The organism is Ruegeria sp. CDSA034 (assembly GCF_059612275.1).
Window position 1 is genome coordinate 293,444 of the sequence record NZ_JBXWQH010000002.1, and the last position, 18,729, is coordinate 312,172.

The 18,729-nt window shown below is 57.7% G+C and carries 15 protein-coding genes and 1 tRNA gene; 8 read left to right on the forward strand and 8 right to left on the reverse strand.

What is annotated here, in order from left to right:
• Positions 1-15 precede the first annotated feature (15 nt).
• From dtd to AC2FLJ_RS05425, 8 genes are all read left to right on the forward strand, one after another.
• A complete protein-coding gene (gene dtd / locus AC2FLJ_RS05390) occupies positions 16-453 on the forward strand; it encodes a D-aminoacyl-tRNA deacylase (RefSeq protein ID WP_058275607.1) in 438 nt (145 codons plus the stop codon).
• Positions 453-1,556 (forward strand): glycerate kinase type-2 family protein, encoded by a 1,104-nt coding sequence (locus tag AC2FLJ_RS05395; protein WP_496704720.1) that lies wholly within the window; start codon positions 453-455, stop codon positions 1,554-1,556. The genes dtd and AC2FLJ_RS05395 overlap by 1 nt, the downstream gene beginning before the upstream one ends.
• Before the next feature lie 51 nt (positions 1,557-1,607).
• Positions 1,608-3,602: a CocE/NonD family hydrolase gene (locus tag AC2FLJ_RS05400; protein ID WP_496704722.1), complete on the forward strand. Its 1,995-nt coding sequence runs from the start codon at positions 1,608-1,610 to the stop codon at positions 3,600-3,602.
• 125 nt (positions 3,603-3,727) lie between these two features.
• Positions 3,728-5,314, forward strand: a complete 1,587-nt coding sequence (locus AC2FLJ_RS05405; RefSeq protein WP_058275605.1) for an ABC transporter substrate-binding protein — start codon at positions 3,728-3,730, stop codon at positions 5,312-5,314.
• Between the two features lie 15 nt (positions 5,315-5,329).
• Positions 5,330-6,286 carry an ABC transporter permease gene (locus AC2FLJ_RS05410; RefSeq protein WP_058276793.1) on the forward strand — a complete coding sequence of 319 codons (957 nt, stop codon included), beginning with the start codon at positions 5,330-5,332 and terminating at the stop codon, positions 6,284-6,286.
• Positions 6,286-7,101: an ABC transporter permease gene (locus AC2FLJ_RS05415; RefSeq protein WP_058275739.1), complete on the forward strand. Its 816-nt coding sequence runs from the start codon at positions 6,286-6,288 to the stop codon at positions 7,099-7,101. Before AC2FLJ_RS05410 ends, AC2FLJ_RS05415 begins: the two co-directional genes overlap by 1 nt.
• Positions 7,098-8,735, forward strand: coding sequence for an ABC transporter ATP-binding protein (locus AC2FLJ_RS05420; RefSeq protein ID WP_058275603.1), 1,638 nt, complete (start codon positions 7,098-7,100; stop codon positions 8,733-8,735). Before AC2FLJ_RS05415 ends, AC2FLJ_RS05420 begins: the two co-directional genes overlap by 4 nt.
• Before the next feature lie 158 nt (positions 8,736-8,893).
• Positions 8,894-9,730, forward strand: coding sequence for an alkaline phosphatase family protein (locus AC2FLJ_RS05425; protein WP_496704725.1), 837 nt, complete (start codon positions 8,894-8,896; stop codon positions 9,728-9,730).
• Between the two features lie 4 nt (positions 9,731-9,734).
• Here AC2FLJ_RS05425 and AC2FLJ_RS05430 read toward each other — a convergent pair whose 3' ends face one another.
• The 8 genes from AC2FLJ_RS05430 to AC2FLJ_RS05465 form a co-directional block, all read right to left on the reverse strand.
• The gene (locus AC2FLJ_RS05430; protein WP_496704727.1) at positions 9,735-10,658 is read right to left on the reverse strand and encodes an alpha/beta hydrolase; all 924 of its coding nucleotides are present in this window, start codon (positions 10,656-10,658) and stop codon (positions 9,735-9,737) included.
• A gap of 12 nt (positions 10,659-10,670) precedes the next feature.
• Complete coding sequence (locus AC2FLJ_RS05435; RefSeq protein ID WP_496704729.1) at positions 10,671-12,560, reverse strand: acyl-CoA synthetase; 1,890 nt, start codon at positions 12,558-12,560, stop codon at positions 10,671-10,673.
• A gap of 153 nt (positions 12,561-12,713) precedes the next feature.
• Positions 12,714-14,534, reverse strand: a complete 1,821-nt coding sequence (locus AC2FLJ_RS05440; protein ID WP_496704731.1) for an ABC transporter transmembrane domain-containing protein — start codon at positions 14,532-14,534, stop codon at positions 12,714-12,716.
• Between the two features lie 127 nt (positions 14,535-14,661).
• Positions 14,662-14,736: transfer RNA gene (locus AC2FLJ_RS05445), tRNA-Gly, on the reverse strand.
• A 136-nt stretch (positions 14,737-14,872) separates the two neighbouring features.
• Positions 14,873-16,009 (reverse strand): N-acetylglucosamine-6-phosphate deacetylase, encoded by a 1,137-nt coding sequence (nagA, locus tag AC2FLJ_RS05450; protein WP_496704733.1) that lies wholly within the window; start codon positions 16,007-16,009, stop codon positions 14,873-14,875.
• On the reverse strand, positions 16,006-17,034 hold the full coding sequence (locus AC2FLJ_RS05455) for an SIS domain-containing protein (protein ID WP_496704949.1): 1,029 nt from the start codon (positions 17,032-17,034) through the stop codon (positions 16,006-16,008). The genes nagA and AC2FLJ_RS05455 overlap by 4 nt, the downstream gene beginning before the upstream one ends.
• 19 nt (positions 17,035-17,053) lie before the next feature.
• Complete coding sequence (locus AC2FLJ_RS05460; protein WP_108859343.1) at positions 17,054-17,803, reverse strand: GntR family transcriptional regulator; 750 nt, start codon at positions 17,801-17,803, stop codon at positions 17,054-17,056.
• On the reverse strand, positions 17,790-18,665 hold the full coding sequence (locus tag AC2FLJ_RS05465) for a glucosamine kinase nucleotide-binding domain-containing protein (protein ID WP_496704735.1): 876 nt from the start codon (positions 18,663-18,665) through the stop codon (positions 17,790-17,792). Before AC2FLJ_RS05465 ends, AC2FLJ_RS05460 begins: the two co-directional genes overlap by 14 nt.
• Positions 18,666-18,729 lie beyond the last annotated feature (64 nt).

Genomic DNA, 18,729 nt, shown 5'->3' on the forward strand with positions numbered 1-18,729 from the left:
AAACGGAGAACAGATTTGCGTGCACTTTTACAGAGAGTTTCCCGGGCAAAAGTCTCGGTTGACGGACAAACGGTTGGGCAGTCCGGTCCGGGGCTGATGATCCTGGTCTGTGCGATGAAAGGTGACGACGAACAAAAGGTCGAACAACTGGCGGCCAAGGTTTCAAAGCTGCGTATTTTCAAAGATGACACAGGTAAGATGAACCGCTCTGTCGTGGATGTGGGTGGCTCGGCGTTGGTGATCAGCCAGTTCACGCTGGCCGCCGATACCTCGCGCGGGAACCGACCGGGGTTTTCCGAGGCAGCCCCCCCTGATGTGGGGCAGCGCCTTTATGAAGAGTTTGCGCGGCGGTTGCAGGCCCATGGCGTGCCCGTCGAAACCGGGCAGTTCGGGGCCGACATGGCGGTAGAGCTGGTCAATGATGGACCGGTCACAATTTGGATGGAAAGCTGATGGACCAAAGGCAACAGGCAATTCGTATTTGGCAGGCCGGTGTCGATGCGGTTGACGGAAAACGAGCCACCAAAGCTGCTCTGGATGAGGTCCAAACACCCGACCGGATACTGGCCGTCGGCAAGGCAGCCGCAGCGATGGCCAGCGCGGCATTGGACCATTTCGGCCCGCGTCCGACGTTGGTTGTCACCAAGGACGATCATGGGCGCGACCTGCCGGAACATGTGCACTTGATCGAAGCCTCTCATCCAGTTCCGGACACACGCAGCCTGGGCGGTGGCCGCGCCCTGCGCGAAGCGATCGAGGCGATGACACCTGGTTCCCATGTGCTGCTGCTGGTTTCGGGCGGGGCATCATCTTTGGCAGAGGACTTACTGCCGGGTAACTCTTTGGCAGATCTGGAGCAATTGAACACAAGGCTGCTGGCCGAAGGTTTGGATATCACCGCAATGAATGCCGAGCGTCGAAAGCTGTCGCGGATCAAGGGCGGCGGGCTGTTGTCCCATTTCGACGGGGCGAAAGCGACCGTTCTGGCAATCTCGGATGTTCCCGGGGACGACCTGAACGTCATCGGATCGGGAATTGGTGCATTGCCCGTCACTTACAAATTTGACGCCTCGACCAAGATCGTTGCTTCGAACGCCCATGCACGCTTGGCAGCCGCAGAAATGGCGCGCCGAGACGGATTGCAATTGCTGGCTGACGAAGAATGCCTGCATGACGACTTCTTGCAAATCGCATCCAATCTGGGGAAGCGCCTGAGGGATATGCCCCCCGGCGTCATGGTTTTCGGCGGCGAACCAACGGTGGTTTTGCCGGACAAGCCGGGCCGTGGAGGGCGTAATCAGGCTCTGGCGCTGGCACTCGCCCGGGAAATAGCTGGAACACCAAACTTGACTGTTGTTGTCGGTGGTACCGATGGCACCGATGGCCCAACCAATGCGGCCGGAGCCGTAGTCGACGGCAAAACTTGGGGCAAAGGGGCCGAGACCGCCTTGCAGCAGGCAGACAGTGGTAGTTTTCTGGACAAGTCCGGGGCTTTGCTGGTGACAGGCCCAACCGGAACGAACGTGATGGACCTTGTTGTCGCAATCAAACAGTGATTTGACGATTTTAGTACGTTGCAAAAAGACAAAGACCGAAAGACTTCCGAAATGACTCGCTCGCCCAATTCGCTATGCGATATCGAAGATCTACCGGATGTCGGCATAGTGATGCCGGATGGATGTCGTCTTTCAGCGCGTGTCTGGCGCCCGGTGGATGCGGACAGCAACCCCGTTCCGGCCATTTTGGAGTTCCTGCCCTATCGCAAGCGCGACGGCACGGCGACGCGGGATGCCCTGACCCATCCATGGTTTGCCAAACGCGGCTATGCTTGCATTCGTGCGGACATGCGCGGCAATGGAGACAGCGAAGGGTTGATGGAAGACGAGTACACCCAGCAAGAGCTGGAGGATGCCGTTTCCACAATTAAATGGCTGGCGGATCAGCCGTGGTGTTCGGGCACCGTTGGGATGATGGGAATCAGCTGGGGCGGGTTCAACGCGCTTCAGGTTGCTGCCCTTCGACCCGCGCCGCTGAAAGCAATTATCACCCTGTGTTCAACCGCAGATCGTTACGCAGACGACATCCACTTTAAGGGCGGATGCTTGCTGAATGAAAACCTGGGTTGGGGCGCGACCATGTGGTCCTACTCATCCCGCGCACCGGACCCTACGCTGCGCCCCAACTGGCGGGAGTTATGGCTTGAGCGTTTGGAAAACCAACCGTTCCTACCCTCGATCTGGCTGCGCCACCAGACGCGCGACGCCTATTGGCAGCATGGCTCTGTCTGCGAAGATTTCAGCGCGATCCGCGCGGCGACGTTGGCCATAGGCGGCTGGGGTGACGCGTACAAGAATACCGTGCCGCTGCTGGTCGAACAGCTTAGCGCTCCGGTCAAGGGAATCGTGGGGCCATGGGTGCACAAATACCCGCATTTCGCAGTGCCCGAACCGAGGATCGGTTTTCTGCAAGAGGCGCTGCGTTGGTGGGATCACTGGCTGAAGGGTCTGGATAGCGGCGTTGAAACCGACCCAGACTATCGAGCGTATCTGATGGACGGCGTCCGCCCAAAGCGGTGGTACAACAACAGACCCGGGCGCTGGATCAGCGAGCAAGCCGGCGCGACCTCGCATTTGTCCAACCTGACACTGAGCCTGTCGAACGGTGGGCTCGGGCAAGATGAGCCGCTGGATATGCGTGTCCAGTCGCCGCAAACCTGCGGCATGGATGGCGGCGAGTATTGCGCAATTTGGCTGGGACCCGACATGCCCGGCGATCAGCGCGCCGATGATGCGTTGTCCGCCTGTTTCGATGGCCCGCCTTTGTCGGAAGATCTGGATATTGTCGGCGCTCCGCGCATTTGCCTGAATGTCAGTGCCGACCAACCGCAGGCACAGATTGCCGTTAGGTTAAATCATGTCCATCCGGATGGGGCCTCAACCCGGATCACCTATGGCGTTCTGAACCTGTCGCACCGAGATTGCCACGCGCAACCAACTCCGTTGACGCCCGGAGCGCCCTACGAAATCTCATTGGACCTGGATCACATCGCCTATCGCGTTCCCAAAGGGCATCGCGTGCGGGTGGCTGTGTCTAGCGCGTATTGGCCACTGATCTGGCCAGCGCCTGAACCCGTCGAACTGCACCTGACAGGTGGTAAGATCACGATCCCGAACCGGCCGACCGCGGGTGATGATGAGCATGTGTTTCAGCCGCCCGATTCTGAAACCCCGATTGATGTGACGACCCTGCGGGACAGCAGCAACTCTCGCCGGGTGGAGACTGACTTGAATTCAGGTGAAACCCGATTGATCATCGAAGACGATTTCGGTCGCGTAACGGACAATCACCACGGGCTTACGCATGGTGGCACTGCATATGAACGCTGGACCATCCACCCCGACGACCCGCTATCCGCCCACGGGCAGTGCCGCTGGACACAGGAGATCAGTCGGGACGGGATAGACCTGCGCACGGAAACATCCTGCGAAATGTGGTCGGATCGAGAGAGCTTTTTTCTTAAGGCGCAAATAAGTGCCTTTGAAAACGAAACCTTGGTATTCTCTAAACAAACGGAGGACGCCGTTCCACGAAACCAGATGTGATATTTTGGTGGCCAAAGGTCAGACATTTGTCCTTGCTCGGTAGACCGAAATGCGCCTAACTTGACTCATGCGTCAATAAAAATGCCCGGGAAGGGCTGAAATTCAATCAACTGGGAGATCACTAAATGAACGAACAACTCACTCACATGGCCGGTCAGGTCACTGCGGGCAAACTGACCCGTCGCGAATTCATGGGGAAAGCGGCGGCTCTGGGTGTGTCGGCGGCGATGGCCAGCACCATGTTCGCTGACGCTGCGCGCGCGGCAGGACCGAAGAAGGGCGGCGACCTGAAATTTGGCCTGCAGGGCGGCGAATCCACCAATTCGCTGGATCCGGCGACCTATGCCAGCTCGGTGCCGTTCCAGAACGGCAAACAATTCGGTGACCAGCTTGTGGAAGTTGCGCCCGACGGGTCGATCGAGCCGCGCCTGGCTGAAGCCGTCGAAGGCAGCGCGGACGCCAAAGTTTGGACGTTCAAACTGCGTCAGGGCGTCGAATTCCACAACGGCAAGACCATGACCAGCGAAGACGTGCTGAAAACCATGGAGCGCCACTCGAACGAAGACTCCAAGTCCGGTGCCCTGGGTATCATGAAGGGCATCGAGTCAATGAAGGCCGATGGCGACAATTTCCAGGTCACACTAACCGAGCCAAATGCCGACTTGCCTTATCTGATGGCCGACTATCACCTGATCATTCAGCCTGATGGTGGAATGGAAAACCCAGGTGCGGGCATTGGCACCGGACCATACCAGTTGGAAGTCGACGAGCCGGGCGTGCGCCACGTGTTCAAGAAGTTCGCCAACCACTGGAACCCCGATTTCGGCAATTTTGACAGCGTCGAAGTGATTGTCATCAACGATGCGACTGCCCGTACGGCTGCTCTGCAGTCCGGTCAGGTTCATGCGATCAACCGCGTTGAACCAAAGGTTGCCGATCTGCTGGGCCGCGCCCCGAACTTGACGGTGCACTCGACCGCCGGCCGTGGACATTATGTGTTCATCATGCATTGCGACACCGCGCCGTTCGACAACAACGAACTGCGGCTGGCGCTAAAACACGCAATCAACCGCCAGGACTTGGTCGACAAGGTTCTGCGCGGCTATGGCACAATTGGCAACGACATGCCGATCAATGCGGCATATCCGCTGTTTGACGGCTCTATCCCGCAACGTGACTACAGCCTTGAAAAGGCGGCAGAGCACTATGCGAAGTCGGGCCATGACGGTTCGCCGATCATCCTGCGTGTCGCAGATGGCGCCTTCCCGGGTGCCGTTGACGCAGCGGCCCTGTTCCAGCAAAGCGCGGCTCAGGCCGGTATCCCGCTGGAAATCAAGCGCGAGCCCAACGATGGCTATTGGTCCGAGGTCTGGAACGTTCAGCCGTTCTGCGCATCCTATTGGGGTGGCCGTCCGGTGCAGGATCAGATGTACGCGACAGCGTATCTGTCGACTGCCGACTGGAACGACACCCGCTTCAAGGTGCCAGAGTTCGACGAAATGCTGTTTGCAGCACGGGCCGAACTGGACAACGACAAACGCAAGGACATCTACAGCAAAATGGGCATGATGGTCCGCGACCAGGGCGGTCTGATCTGCCCGATGTTCAACGATTTTGTCGAAGGCGTCACCAATCAGCTCGAAGGTTGGGAAAGCGACCCGACCCAAGAGATGATGAATGGCAACATGTCACGCAAGATGTGGTTCGCCTGATAGGGCCCACGGATAATGCATCCTATCATCAAACTGGTTTCCCAGCGCCTCGCGCTGGGACTCCTGCTTCTCTTCGGTGCATCGGCTCTGATTTTCGGCCTCACCGAAGCCCTGCCTGGGGACGCTGCGCAAGCGGTCCTTGGCCAATCCGCAACCCCCGAGGCGCTGGCAAACCTGCGCGAGGAAATGGGCCTCAACCGTCCCGCTTTAACCCGATATTTCGAATGGTTGGGCGGCATCCTGCAGGGCGATCTGGGTCAGTCTTTGACCAACAAACTCGACATCGCAGAAAGCATCGGAAAGCGCTTAGGGAACACCCTTTTCCTGGCATGTGCTGCAGCCGTCGTATCCGTGCCGCTTGCTATCTTTCTAGGCCTTCTGGCCGTTCGGTACCGCAACCGCTGGCCTGACAAACTGATCTCTGCCATCACCCTGACAACGGTTTCGATCCCGGAATTCCTGATCGGTTACGTGGTGATCTACTTCGTCTCAGTAAAACTGGGCTGGTTCTCCTCACTCGCAATGATCAACGACACAATGTCCTTCGGGCAAAAGCTCAATGCCATCGCCTTGCCTGCCTTCGTTCTGACACTGGTGGTTCTGGCGCAGATGATGCGAATGACCCGCGCTGCAATCCTGAACCTGATGCAATCGGCCTACATCGAAACGGCCGAACTGAAAGGCCTCTCGAATTTTCAGGTCATTGCGCGCCACGCGTTTCCCAACGCGATTTCCCCCATTGTCAACGTTGTGATGCTGAACCTGGCCTATCTGGTTGTGGGCGTCGTCGTTGTTGAAGTGGTGTTCGTATATCCCGGCATGGGGCAATATCTGGTGGATTCGGTGACCAAGCGTGACGTGCCAGTCGTTCTGGCCTGCGGCGTCGTCTTTGCCGCGGTCTATATCGGGCTCAACATGGTTGCCGATATTGTGTCTATCCTTGCCAACCCAAGACTGAGGCATCCGAAATGATGAAGAACATTCCTATTTCGGCCGCCGTCGGTCTGTTTTTCACCGGACTGTACTTTTTCATAGCCATCGCAGCCCCGCTGATCGCCCCTTACGGAATGGCCGAAGTGGTCGGTGATGTGTGGGAACCGTCAAGCGCCGAGCATCTGCTGGGCACGGACAATATCGGGCGCGATCTGCTGACACGCATGATCTATGGTGGTCGCACGACAATCTTTATCGCTGCGATGGCTACGATCCTCAGCTTTATCACAGGCACTTCGCTGGGCCTATTGGCTGCGGTTTTGGGTGGTTGGGCTGACCAGGCGCTTAGCCGGATGGTTGACCTGATCATGTCGATCCCAACGCTGATCCTGGCACTGGTTATCCTGGCGATTGTTCCGGTGACCGTTCCAATCCTGATCCTAGTGATGGGGCTGTTGGACGCCACACGTCCTTACCGATTGTCTCGATCGGTCGCCGTGGACATCAACGTGATGGACTATGTCGAAGCCGCAAAGCTGCGCGGTGAAGGTCGTCGCTGGATCATCTTCCGGGAAATCCTGCCAAACGCCTTATCACCTCTGGTGGCTGAATTCGGGCTGCGGTTCATCTTCATGGTCCTGTTCATCTCGACCCTGTCGTTCCTGGGTCTGGGCGTCCAGCCGCCGCTGGCGGACTGGGGCGGGATCGTGAAGGAAAATAAGGACGGGATCGTCTATGGCATCGGCGCGGCCCTGTACCCCGCTGTCGCCATCGCAACGCTCGCCATCTCGGTCAACCTTGTGGCTGACTGGGTTCTGAACCGTACCACATCGCTGAAAGGAGGCCGGGGATGAGTGATACCCTTCTCAAGGTCCGCAACCTCAAGATCGGCGCGACCGTCTATCCGCCCGGCGAAAAGCCCCATGACATCGAAATCGTGCACGGGGTCAGCTTTGACCTCGAACGCGGCAAGGTGTTGGGGCTGATCGGTGAATCCGGTGCCGGTAAATCGACCATCGGTTTGGCGTCTATGGCTTATGGCCGCGGTGGTGTCGAACTGACCGGTGGCGAAGTCTGGGTCAACGGGCGCGACATTCTGAAATCTCCGCACAGCGATATCCGCAATCTGCGTGGTGGCGAGGTTGCCTATGTCTCGCAATCCGCGGCCGCGTCGTTTAACCCGGCCAAGAAAATCATGGATCAGGTGGTCGAAGCTGCGGTCGAACATAAGAAGTTTTCGCGTAAAGAGGCCGAAGGCCGTGCGCGTGAACTGTTCGCCAAGCTGGGGCTGCCCGATCCGGACAATATCGGTGATCGTTATCCTCACCAGGTCTCGGGCGGTCAGCTACAACGTTGCATGACGGCGCTGGCGCTATGCCCCGAGCCTGATCTTGTGGTGTTTGATGAACCGACCACAGCACTGGATGTGACCACTCAGATCGACGTTCTGATGGCGATTAAAGAGGCCATTCGCGATACCGGCGTGGCTGCGCTCTACATCACGCATGACCTCGCCGTTGTTGCTCAGGTCAGTGATGACATCATGGTTCTGCGGATGGGCAATACGGTCGAGTATGGCAATACCGACCAGATCATCAACAACCCGCAGGAAGAGTATACCAAGGCGCTGGTTTCGGTCCGCTCGATCGAGCACGAAGAGAAAAAACCCACACCGGAATCGGTATTGAGTGTCGAAGGTATTACCGCGCGCTACAAGGGTTTGAATTTCGACGTGCTACACAACGTCAATGTCGAACTTCATCCGGGGCAGACACTGGCGGTTGTCGGCGAATCCGGCTCGGGCAAGTCGACACTGGCGCGGGTGATCACAGGCTTGCTGCCGCCGCGCGATGGTGAGATCACCTTTGCTGGCCGCAAGCTTAGTGGCGATCTGAAGGGCCGCAGCCGTGAAGACCTGCGCGAGCTGCAGATGATCTACCAGATGGCTGACGTGGCAATGAACCCACGCCAGACGGTTGGTACGATCATTGGACGCCCGCTGGAGTTCTACTTCAACATGCGCGGTGCCGAAAAACGCAAGCGGATCGTCGAACTGTTGGATGAGATCGAACTGGGCGAAAAGTACATGGACCGCTATCCGGCGGAACTGTCAGGTGGTCAGAAACAGCGTGTCTGTATCGCGCGGTCGCTGGCAGCCAAGCCCAAGATGATCATCTGTGACGAGGTCACCTCGGCGCTTGATCCTCTGGTGGCGGACGGCATCCTCAAGCTGTTGCTGGACCTGCAAAAGATCGAGGATGTGGCATACCTGTTCATCACCCACGATCTGGCAACGGTGCGCGCAATCAGCGACAGTATCGCAGTGATGTATCAGGGTCGCGTGGTTCGCTACGGGTCGAAAAGCGAGGTACTGAGCCCGCCGTTCGACGACTATACCGACCTGCTGCTCAGCTCAGTCCCCGAGATGCATCTTGGCTGGCTGGAAGAGGTCGTTGCCCACCGCAAAATGGAAAGCGCCGGAAACTGACCCCTGCCCTTTCCGTGACAGGTAAGTGAAAAACTGAAATCCCGGCGCCTTGTTCGATGACAGGTGTCGGGATTTTGCTATTGGAGGCGTGAACGGGCAGACCCCTGATCGCGAATCCCCTAGGGTCGCCAGAAATATTTAGTCAAAAGGCCAAAGACATGGACCGCAAACTACTCCTAATCATCCTGGACGGTGTTCCGTGGCGCAATTTCCGACGGTTGTTCGGTAACCTTGAAGGTTGGGTCGACAGCGGTGAGGCGCGCGTGTGGAAACTGCGCGCTGTTTTGCCGTCCACATCCGCCAGCTGCTATGCCTCGATCCACACCGGTGTCACACCACAGGAGCATGGCTGTACCGGCAACGGCAATGTCTTTCGTCTAGGCCATAAGGATGTCTTTAGCCAGGTTCGTGAGGCTGGTGGCGTAACCGGGGCGGTCACCCACAGCTATTGGTCGCAGTTCTTCAACCGCCACCCGTTCGATTACGTCCGCGACATCGAATATGATGAGCCTGAGAGCAAAACGATCAACCACGGCCGCTTTCACACCATGACCGGCTATGGCAAAGCCAATCAGATGACGCCGTCCGACGTGGATCTCTATGCCACTCTGACCAATCTGTGCCTGCGTCATGGGCTGGATTACGGCCTGCTGCACGCCTGCACATTGGACAGTATGGGGCACCGTTTCTACCATGATTGCGAGGAGATGGACCACGCCTGTTTCGTCGCAGACGAGATGCTGGCCCCCTTCATCCCGCGTTGGCGGCAACTAGGCTATGAGATCATCGTGACCGCCGATCACGGTCAGGACGAACGCGGACATCACGGCGGGCGCAGCCCGCTGCAACAGGAAACGGCACTGTACTACTTTGGCGACGCGGAAGGCCCCGAGGTCGACACGGTGATCGACCAACTGCAACTAGCGCCCACGATCCTGAACCGGATGGGTGCGCCCATTGCCGAAACGATGAAAGCCGCGTCCTTCCTGAAGTAACGGATTAATCGTAGGGCCAGATCTGCTGGCCCAGCGCCTCAATCGCGACCGAGATTCGCTCAAAGCTGTCTACCGCGCGCTTAACACTGGTACGCGCGCGCAGATAGCCGTGAACGAGGCCCGGCTCGTTTATCCAATGCGCCTGCCCTCCGGCTGCGGAAATCTTGTCGCAATAAGCGGCGCCATCATCCCGCAGCGGATCACAATCTGCAGTCACCACCACGGTCGGCGGCAGACCCGAGAAATCTGTGTCCTGAAGCGGCGCGAAGGTCGGATCATCTTGCGGGATATCACCACCACAACGCACTTTTTCGTAGAACTGAATCTCATCCAGCGTCAAAAGCGGTGCGTGGGCGTGCTCTATATACGACCCTTTCGTGCTGTCACCACCCAAACCGGGGTAGATCAGGACCTGACCCAGCACATGGTCCAACTTACCTCGTCCGTATTGGGCGACTGCGGCTGCCAGGTTGCCACCGGCACTGTCACCCGCAAGAACAATCGGGTCGCCGAATTCCTGCGCCACCCAGTTTGCCGCATTCCAGCTGTCCTGAAACTGCGCCGGGTGGACATGTTCGGGACACAGACGGTAGTCCACGGCCACAACCCGATATCCGGTCTGCGCGCAGATCTCGGCGCAAACATCATCGTGGCTGTCCAGACCTCCAACAACAAATCCGCCACCATGAAAATAAGTGACGGTTCGCGTCGGCTGACCCGCATTGTAGACACGGACAGGCACGCCAAATGCCTGCCTGTCCTCAGTCTCGACCCCCTGCGGGCGGGGTTGGCGAAAGTCGCGACACATTGTGTCGTACACCCGGCGCTGATCCTCGATCGACTGTTCGACCGCATCATCGGGATAGCTTTCAGCCGTTCGTTTTATGAACGCCCAAGTCTCTTCATCAATCAGACGTTCATAATCCATGTTTCCTCCCGGTCAGGCAGCCCACTCCCACGGCCGGGTGAACGATCCCAGCACTTTGCTGACATCGTCCTCTGCGGAACCCTTCGCGTCAAGCTGCGCAACGAGTCCGCGTTTCTTATCGTCGATGACCGAAATGACCCGTGCCTCAAGACCAGCCTCTTCCAACGCGCCGTTATAGATACGCGTGATCGCCTGTTTGCGAAGTTCGGGCTTAAAGACCTTACCGACCGCAGTTTTCGGCAGCTCGTCCAGAATGGTCATGTGCTTGGGTTGTGCCGCGCGTTCATGGACATGCACGTTGCAATACTCCATCAGCTCTTTCTCGGTGACCGAGGCTCCATCAACCAGTTCGACAAAGGCGCAAGGCACCTCGCCCGAGTAGGCGTCAGGCTGTCCGATGGCACCGGCAAACGCGACAGCATCATGCCCCAGCAGAGCTTCTTCGATCTCGGCTGGGTCAATGTTGTGACCGCCGCGAATGATCAGGTCCTTGGCACGACCTGTGATCCACAGGTAGCCGTCCCCGTCAAAGCGTCCCAGATCACCTGTGCGCAGGTATTTGTCGAAGTGGTAAAGACCTACGTTCTTGTCCGCCTCGGTATAGGTATTGCCCGCAAAGACACCGGGGTTCGAAATGCAAATCTCACCAATTTCATCTGCGGCGCATTCCTTTGGTCCGTCCGGACCATCCTGCAGGATTTTCACATCTGTATAGGGGAACGGAATACCGATCGAGCCAATCTTCTTTTCCCCGTCCACCGGGTTGCAGGACACCAGACAGGTGGCCTCGGTCAGCCCATAGCCTTCTACGATGGTCACACCGGTCGCTTCTTCGAACCTGCGGAACAGTTCGACAGGCAAAGGCGCTGAACCTGAGAACGCCGTCTTCACGCTTGAGATGTCCGCATCTACGGGTCGCTGCATCTTGGCGGCAATCGCTGTGGGTACGGTGATGATAAACGTTACTTTCCAACGCTCGATCAATTTCCAGAAATTGTCGAAAACACCGTCGCCGCGATATCCCGCAGGCGTTGGGAATACCACATGGGCGCCTGACGACACAGCGGCCATCATGATCACGTGCACGGCAAAAACGTGGAACATCGGCAGCGGGCACATGATCACGTCTTCTTCGGAAAACAGCAGCGTGCTCCCAAGCCAGCCGTTGTAGATCAGGCCCGAGTATTTGTGCTGCGCGACCTTCGGCATGCCCGTTGTGCCGCCGGTGTGGAAATAGCAGGCAACGCGATCTTCCTTGCTGTCTTCGAAAGTCAGCGTCGTTGGCTGCTTGGCCAGTTCTTTATTGAAGTTCTTGTAATCCGCATGGGCCAGTTTTTCCTTGTCGCCCATCTTTGGACGCAGGAACGGCACGATCCAGGATTTTGGCGGCGTCAGATAGCGGTTGAGGTCAATCTCGAGAATGGTTTTGACGTTGGGTGCGTGGCGCACCGCCTCTTCGACCTTTTGCGCCACATCCGTTTTGGGGAAGGACTTCAACGTCACAACTACTTTGGCACCGGTTTCGCGCAGGATTGCGGCGATCTGCTCGGGCTCTAATAGCGGGTTGATCGGGTTCACGATCCCTGCGACTGCACCGCCCATCATGGTGACCAGCGTTTCGTTACAGTTGGGCAGCACATAGGCCACCACGTCTTTCTCACCGACACCCAAAGACCGGAACAGGTTTGCTGCCTGATTGACTTTGCCAAGCAGTTGCGACCACGTCAGAGTCTCGGCCTTGTCTGTCGGACCAGACATGAGCTGAAAGCTGACCGCATCACTGTTAGGAAATTTGCCTGCTGTACGTGACAGCAACTGGTGGAAAGTGACCGGAACATCCCGATCCTCCCACGACATTTCCTGCTCCATTCTCGCCTTGTCTTCCAAACCCACAAAGGCCATGTGACTCCTCCCTGTTTTTCTCCCGCGTCTTGCGCGGTTTTTCCAAAACAAGATGGAAGCAAAACCCCGCAGGTGCAAGCGACGGGTTAGAGGGGCTACGCCCAAATTTGTAGAATTACGCAGCGGCGTAAAACTGACTTCCCCGACGTCAGGCTATTCTGCCGCAACTCCGTCGGTGAATTGCAGGCGCGCCAGGCGAGCATACAAGCCATCCTGAACGACCAGATCCTCGTGCGTGCCTTGGGCCACGATCTGACCGGCTTCCATCACAACGATCCGATCCGCCTTTTTGACCGTCGCCAGACGGTGGGCCACGATCAGTGTGGTGCGCCCGGCGCGCATCTGGTCAACCGCGCCCTGAACCGCGCGTTCGCTTTCGGCATCCAAGGCCGAAGTCGCCTCGTCCAGCAGCAGAACCGGAGCATCACGCAAGATCGCGCGGGCAATCGCTATGCGTTGTTTCTGACCGCCCGACAGCATAACGCCGCGTTCCCCGACAAAGCTGTCATAGCCTTCGGGCAGTTTCGAGATGAAATCATGTGCCGCAGCTGCACGCGCGGCGGCCTCAACCTCGGCATCCGAGGCGTTCAGACGCCCGAACCGAATATTCTCGCGGGCCGAGGCTGCAAAGATGATCGGGTCCTGGGGCACCAATGCCATGTGCTGCCGGAAATCGGATCGGTCGAGGTCACGCAGGTCAACGCCGTCCAGACTGACATGACCTGCATCCGGATCGTAGAACCGCTGGATCATTTGAATCACTGTGGTTTTGCCTGCACCCGATGGACCAACGAAAGCCACGGTTTCACCCGGTTGGATCGACAGGGTCAGATGGTCCAGTGCCACAACATCCGGACGGGCCGGATAGTGGAAGATCACATCCTCAAAACGAATCTCGCCCCGAACAGGTGTAGGCAGCAATGCTGCCTTATCCGGATCGATCACGGTATCCTGCGCGTTCAGCAATTCCACCAGACGCTCGGTCGCGCCGGCTGCACGTTGCAGCTCGCTCCAAATCTCAGAGAGGGCGGCGACAGAGCCGGCCATGATGATTGAATAGATCACGAACTGGATCAGAACACCTTCGGTCATCACGCCGTTACGAACGTCGTTTGCCCCCATCCACAGCACGCCGACGATGCCCGAAAATACAAGGAAGATAACGATTACCGTCATCACGGCGCGCGTTTGAATACGCCGAAGAGAAACCGCATAAGAGGTTTCGGTCATATCGCCGAACTGCTGCCGGCTGGCTTTTTCATGCGTAAAGGCCTGAACGGTTTGCACCGCGCTCAGTGCCTCTCCTGCGTTGCCCGACGAGGCCGCGATCCAGTCCTGATTTTCGCGGCTGAGGACCCGCAGACGACGCCCCAGTACAAGTATCGGCACCACCACCACCGGGATCAGCAAAAGCACCAAACCCGTTAGCTTGGCCGAAGTCAGCAGCATTAGAACCAAACCGCCCGCGAACAAAAGCATATTGCGCAAGGCAATGGATACGGACGATCCCAGCACAGACTGAATCAAGGTCGTGTCCGTGGTGATACGGCTGAGAACCTCTCCGGTCATGACTCGTTCATAGAACTCGGGGCTCATCCCGATAACGCGGTTAAACACGGCCTTGCGGATATCGGCCACAACGCGCTCACCCAACCGGGTGACCAACGCATAGCGGATGCCTGTTCCCACTGCCAAAATCGCGGCAATGCCCAGCGCCGCCAGAAAGTACCAATCCAGCAGCTCACCATCTTCAATTCGGAAATTGTCGACTACGCGGCGTACCGCAAGTGGCAGAGTTAGCGTCATGCTGGCTGTCAACACCAGTGCCAGTATCGCCCCCGTCATCAGGGCCCGATACGGCTTCATAAATGGCCAAAGAGACGACAGAACGCCTATCTTCCGCGATCCAGCACGCTCTTCCGTGGCACCGGGTGCAGGTTTGCCCTTAGGCGTGGCTGAGGCAGAGTTTGCCATAATTGGCCCTTACGTCTTTTTCGCACTTAAGTGTTCGCTTCTTGGCGGCCACGGCAAGCCGGGTCAAGAACCACAATATATGACCCAACATAAAAGGGCTATTTGACGCAGAATTTTAGGGCTGATTTGGAGCGGGCGGCGGGAATCGAACCCGCTTCATCAGCTTGGAAGGCTGAGGTAATAGCCAGTATACGACGCCCGCTCAGCGCTGGTCGGTTTAAGCGATGCGTCAGATGTCGTCAAGCGCCGTTCGAAGCCAGATTTCAAATTCGTCGACAAAAATTGACAGGCGGTATACCGCATCCCGCAGCCAGTCGTTCTGGCAGTTAAAGACAAACTCAAGATTGTGCGGGCAGCCATTCGCAACGGCTGAAATCGGCAGATATCCGGATCACCGAACCGTATTCTAAGACCGTTGGCGGGGCCACCCCGATCAGCTGAGCCGGATAAGAAGTGGCCGCCGCCAGTGCGTCCTGCAACGGCACACCGACTTGGTTGACCAGCACACCAACGGCGGTCGTCAGGTCCAGGTCCGCGCCGGCCAGCGTTCCGTCCGCTAGTGTCAACCTGCCTTCGGTTCGCGTGATTTTGCGACCTTCAAGGGTGAATTCGGTTTGATCCGTACCGGCCACAGCCATCGCATCGCTGACCAGAAAGATTTGACCCGGCGCAGTTTTCGCAGCCCAGGCAGCGCGCATCGCGGCGGGGTGCACATGGACACCATCGGCAATCAACCCTGCAGACAGCGTTCCGCTGGCCAGCGCCGCGCCGACGAGGCCGGGTTCACGATTGCCCAATTGGCTCATCGCGTTGAACAGATGGGTTACGCAACGCGCACCGGCGGCAGCATACCGCTGGCAAGTCGCAAAATCCGCATCGCTGTGCCCGAGCGAGACAAGGATACCAGCGTCGCTCATGGCGCGGACTTGCTTCTCGGACACACCCTCGGGGGCGACAGTTAACTTCAGGCAGGGAAGTGCATTAGCCGCTTCTATCAGCGTGTCCAGATCCGATGGTTCCATCGGCCGTATCAAATTACCGTCGTGCGCCCCTTTCCGCGCGACCGACAAATGCGGCCCTTCCAAATGCAGCCCTGCGACGCCCGGCACTTGTGCTCGCACTGCCTCGATCGTCGCATCTATTGCTGCGCGGGTTTTGGCGGGTTCGTCGGTGATCAGAGTGGGCAGCAGCGAAATCACCCCCAATCGGCGATGGGCGCCGGCAATTCTGCGGATCGTTTCGACCGACGGATCATCGTTGAACATAACGCCATCGCCGCCATTGACCTGCAGATCCACAAAACCGGGGCTGAGGATATCGCCGTTCAGATCTACAACGTCCTTTTCTTCGGTCACCTCAGCGTCAGGGAAAACTTCACCAACCCGCCCCTCGCGAAAAACAATCGCGTGGTCGTGTAACAATCGGCTGCCGTCAAAGATTGGCCCGTTTCGAAAAATCACCTTGCGTTCTATCATACCGTCTCGGTCACTTTTTTAAGGTGCCGCGGTGCATCCGGGTCGATCCCCCGCGCACTGGCGACGGCCTCTACCATGCTGTAGAAAGACGTAATCGCCGTTATTGGGTCGGTGATCCAATGATCCGTTCGAACCACTGGCAGAGCCTGCGCGCGCGTTACTTTGGTGGTCGTCGCAAAAACCGCAGCACCTTTTTCGGCCAAGGCATCAGCCGCATCGGCAGTCGCCTGTTCGGCTGCATCATTGGCCGCGAACGAAATCACCGGAAACCCTTCTTCGACAATCGACACCGGGCCATGCAGCACTTCGGCCGCTGAATAGCTTTCGGCATGGATTTGGCATGTCTCTTTGATCTTCAATGCAGCTTCGTCAGAGATCGCATAAGAAGGCCCCCGACCAAGCGTAAACAAAGACCGCCCGGTGATTGTTTCGGCTGCAGCCGACCAATCGCATTGGGCCGCTCGCGCCAGGTATTCGGGCAAGGATTGGATCGCCCCGATCAATTCAGCATCCTCTTTGACCTCGGCCAGCAACCATAGACCGGACACCAACGAGGTCACAAATGTCTTGGTTGCTGCGACGCTCAGTTCCGGCCCCGCGTGCAATGGCAGAACTGCATCCGCCACGTCGGCCAGGCGCGATTCCGAGTTGTTGGTCACCGCAATTGTCAGTGCGCCAGAGTTTCGCAAAGACCCTGTCAGGCCAACGATATCCGGGCTTTGGCCGGATTGCGAGATGGACAGGCAGACAGATCCTTTTGCCCTGAGATCCACCCCGTAAATCGAACTGACGGATGGCCCTACTGAGGCAACCGGTAATCCAAGAAGCAGTTCACTGGCATATTTCAGATAGCTGCAGGCATGGTCGGATGATCCCCGGGCGACCGAGATCAAAAAACGTGGATCCGTATCCCTTACGCTTTGCGCAGCTGCTCGGATATTGTCTGCCCCCGTGCTGAGCAATCTGTCGACGGCATCAGGGATCTCCAGAATTTCCTGACGCATTTTCGAGTTCTTTTCGGACATTTGATCCCGGTCCTTCCGGTTATAGGCGCAATTCAGCGACAAAGTCATAAGCGTCGCCGCGATAGAGCGACCGCGTCATCTCTGCGACCCGCCCGTTTTTCAAAAATGAGATACGCTCAATGTTCAGCCCCGCCGCACCTTCGGGCACCTCCAGCAGTTCCGCTTCTCGCGCGGCTAGATTCAGAGCCGATATCTTTTGCACCGCGCGCACCGGGCGGCGCCCCAGACCATCAAGCACTTCGTACAGAGACGTCGTGACTTCGATTGGGTTCGGCAGGATATCCAGTGGCAGCGCAGCACGTTCCAACGCCAGCGGACGCCCGTCCGCCTCGCGCAGGCGGTAAATGCGGGATATCTGCTCACCCTCTGACAGATTCAGCGCAGTGACCTCTTCCGGGGTTGGCGCAAATACTCCGCGCTCCAACCACTTTGAAGTTGTCTCCATTCCTCGGCTCGACATATCTTCGGTGAACGAGGTCAGGTGTTTCAGCGATTGTTCAACCCTTTGAACACGTTCCCGAATGAAGGACCCTGACCCTTGGCGCTGCTCGATCACACCTTCCTGCACCAGCTCCTGAATCGCCTTGCGCACGGTTACGCGGGACAACTCAGTAATTTCCACCAGTTCCCGTTCGGATGGCAGCGATGAGTTCGGCGCAAGGACGCCCGTATCGATCCCCTCTTGCAACCTGCGCCGCAACTGCACGTAGCGGGGACCATTTTCCGAGGTCAGCCAAAGATCAGAGCGTAGGAATTCAGCAATGCTCATGCGGGACCTCCTTCGCCAAAGCCAGTGCCCCGGCCAACGGCTCGCCCGATGGAGGGCGTATCTCTGACTGCATGGCAGCAGGCAGATAGTGCGCATAATACGGAGAGATTCCGCCGGTCAGGCAGATCGCGACTGCTGGCTGCCATCCGAGACGTGCCGCCATATCGGCGATGTAAGTAGCACCGGCCTGCATAATTTTTCTGGCGACGTCGTCTCCGGAAACTGCTGCAGTGGTAACCATCGGGGCCAACGCGCCGAACTCTGTCGGCGTCGCCCGCCCGGCAAATTCGACGATCCCTGCACTACCGCCAAAATCATCCAGCAATTTCTGCGTAAGATCGCTAGTGACCTGAATTCCATCCACGGAATTCAATGCTTCTGCCAATGCAAAACGACCAACCCATTGCGCAGATGCCTCATCCCCCAATACTGGCCCCCACCCCCCGGCAAACCGCATCACCCGATCCTTCTGCGAAGCAACAAAGGACCCCGTGCCACAATGGGCGATCAAGCCGTCCTGAGACGCGAGCGCGCCCCGCAGCGCGGCTGGTCGATCATCGGAAACGCGCGCCCGCGTTAGGCCCAGCGCGCTCTGCACGCGACGGGCAATATGGTCATCTGTGACGCCAGCCAATCCGACAAAGGCGGGCAACTGAGTCAGGTCCTGAACATCTACAGCAAGCGTTTGCGCAATCTGGGTGATCCCCGATTTCATCTGCAGGACGGACGCATCGAAATCTGTCGAGACATTGGCAGCCCCGGTTTCAACAGAATGGACAATACCAGCGACTTCACATGCAACCCGACATCGGGTTCCGCCACCATCTATGGCCAGTACAGCATTGCTCAGAGACTCAGTCATGACAATACCATTATAATACCTATTTGAATTTAGGAAGGCCAAAATAGGCCAATTTCCGCAGCTT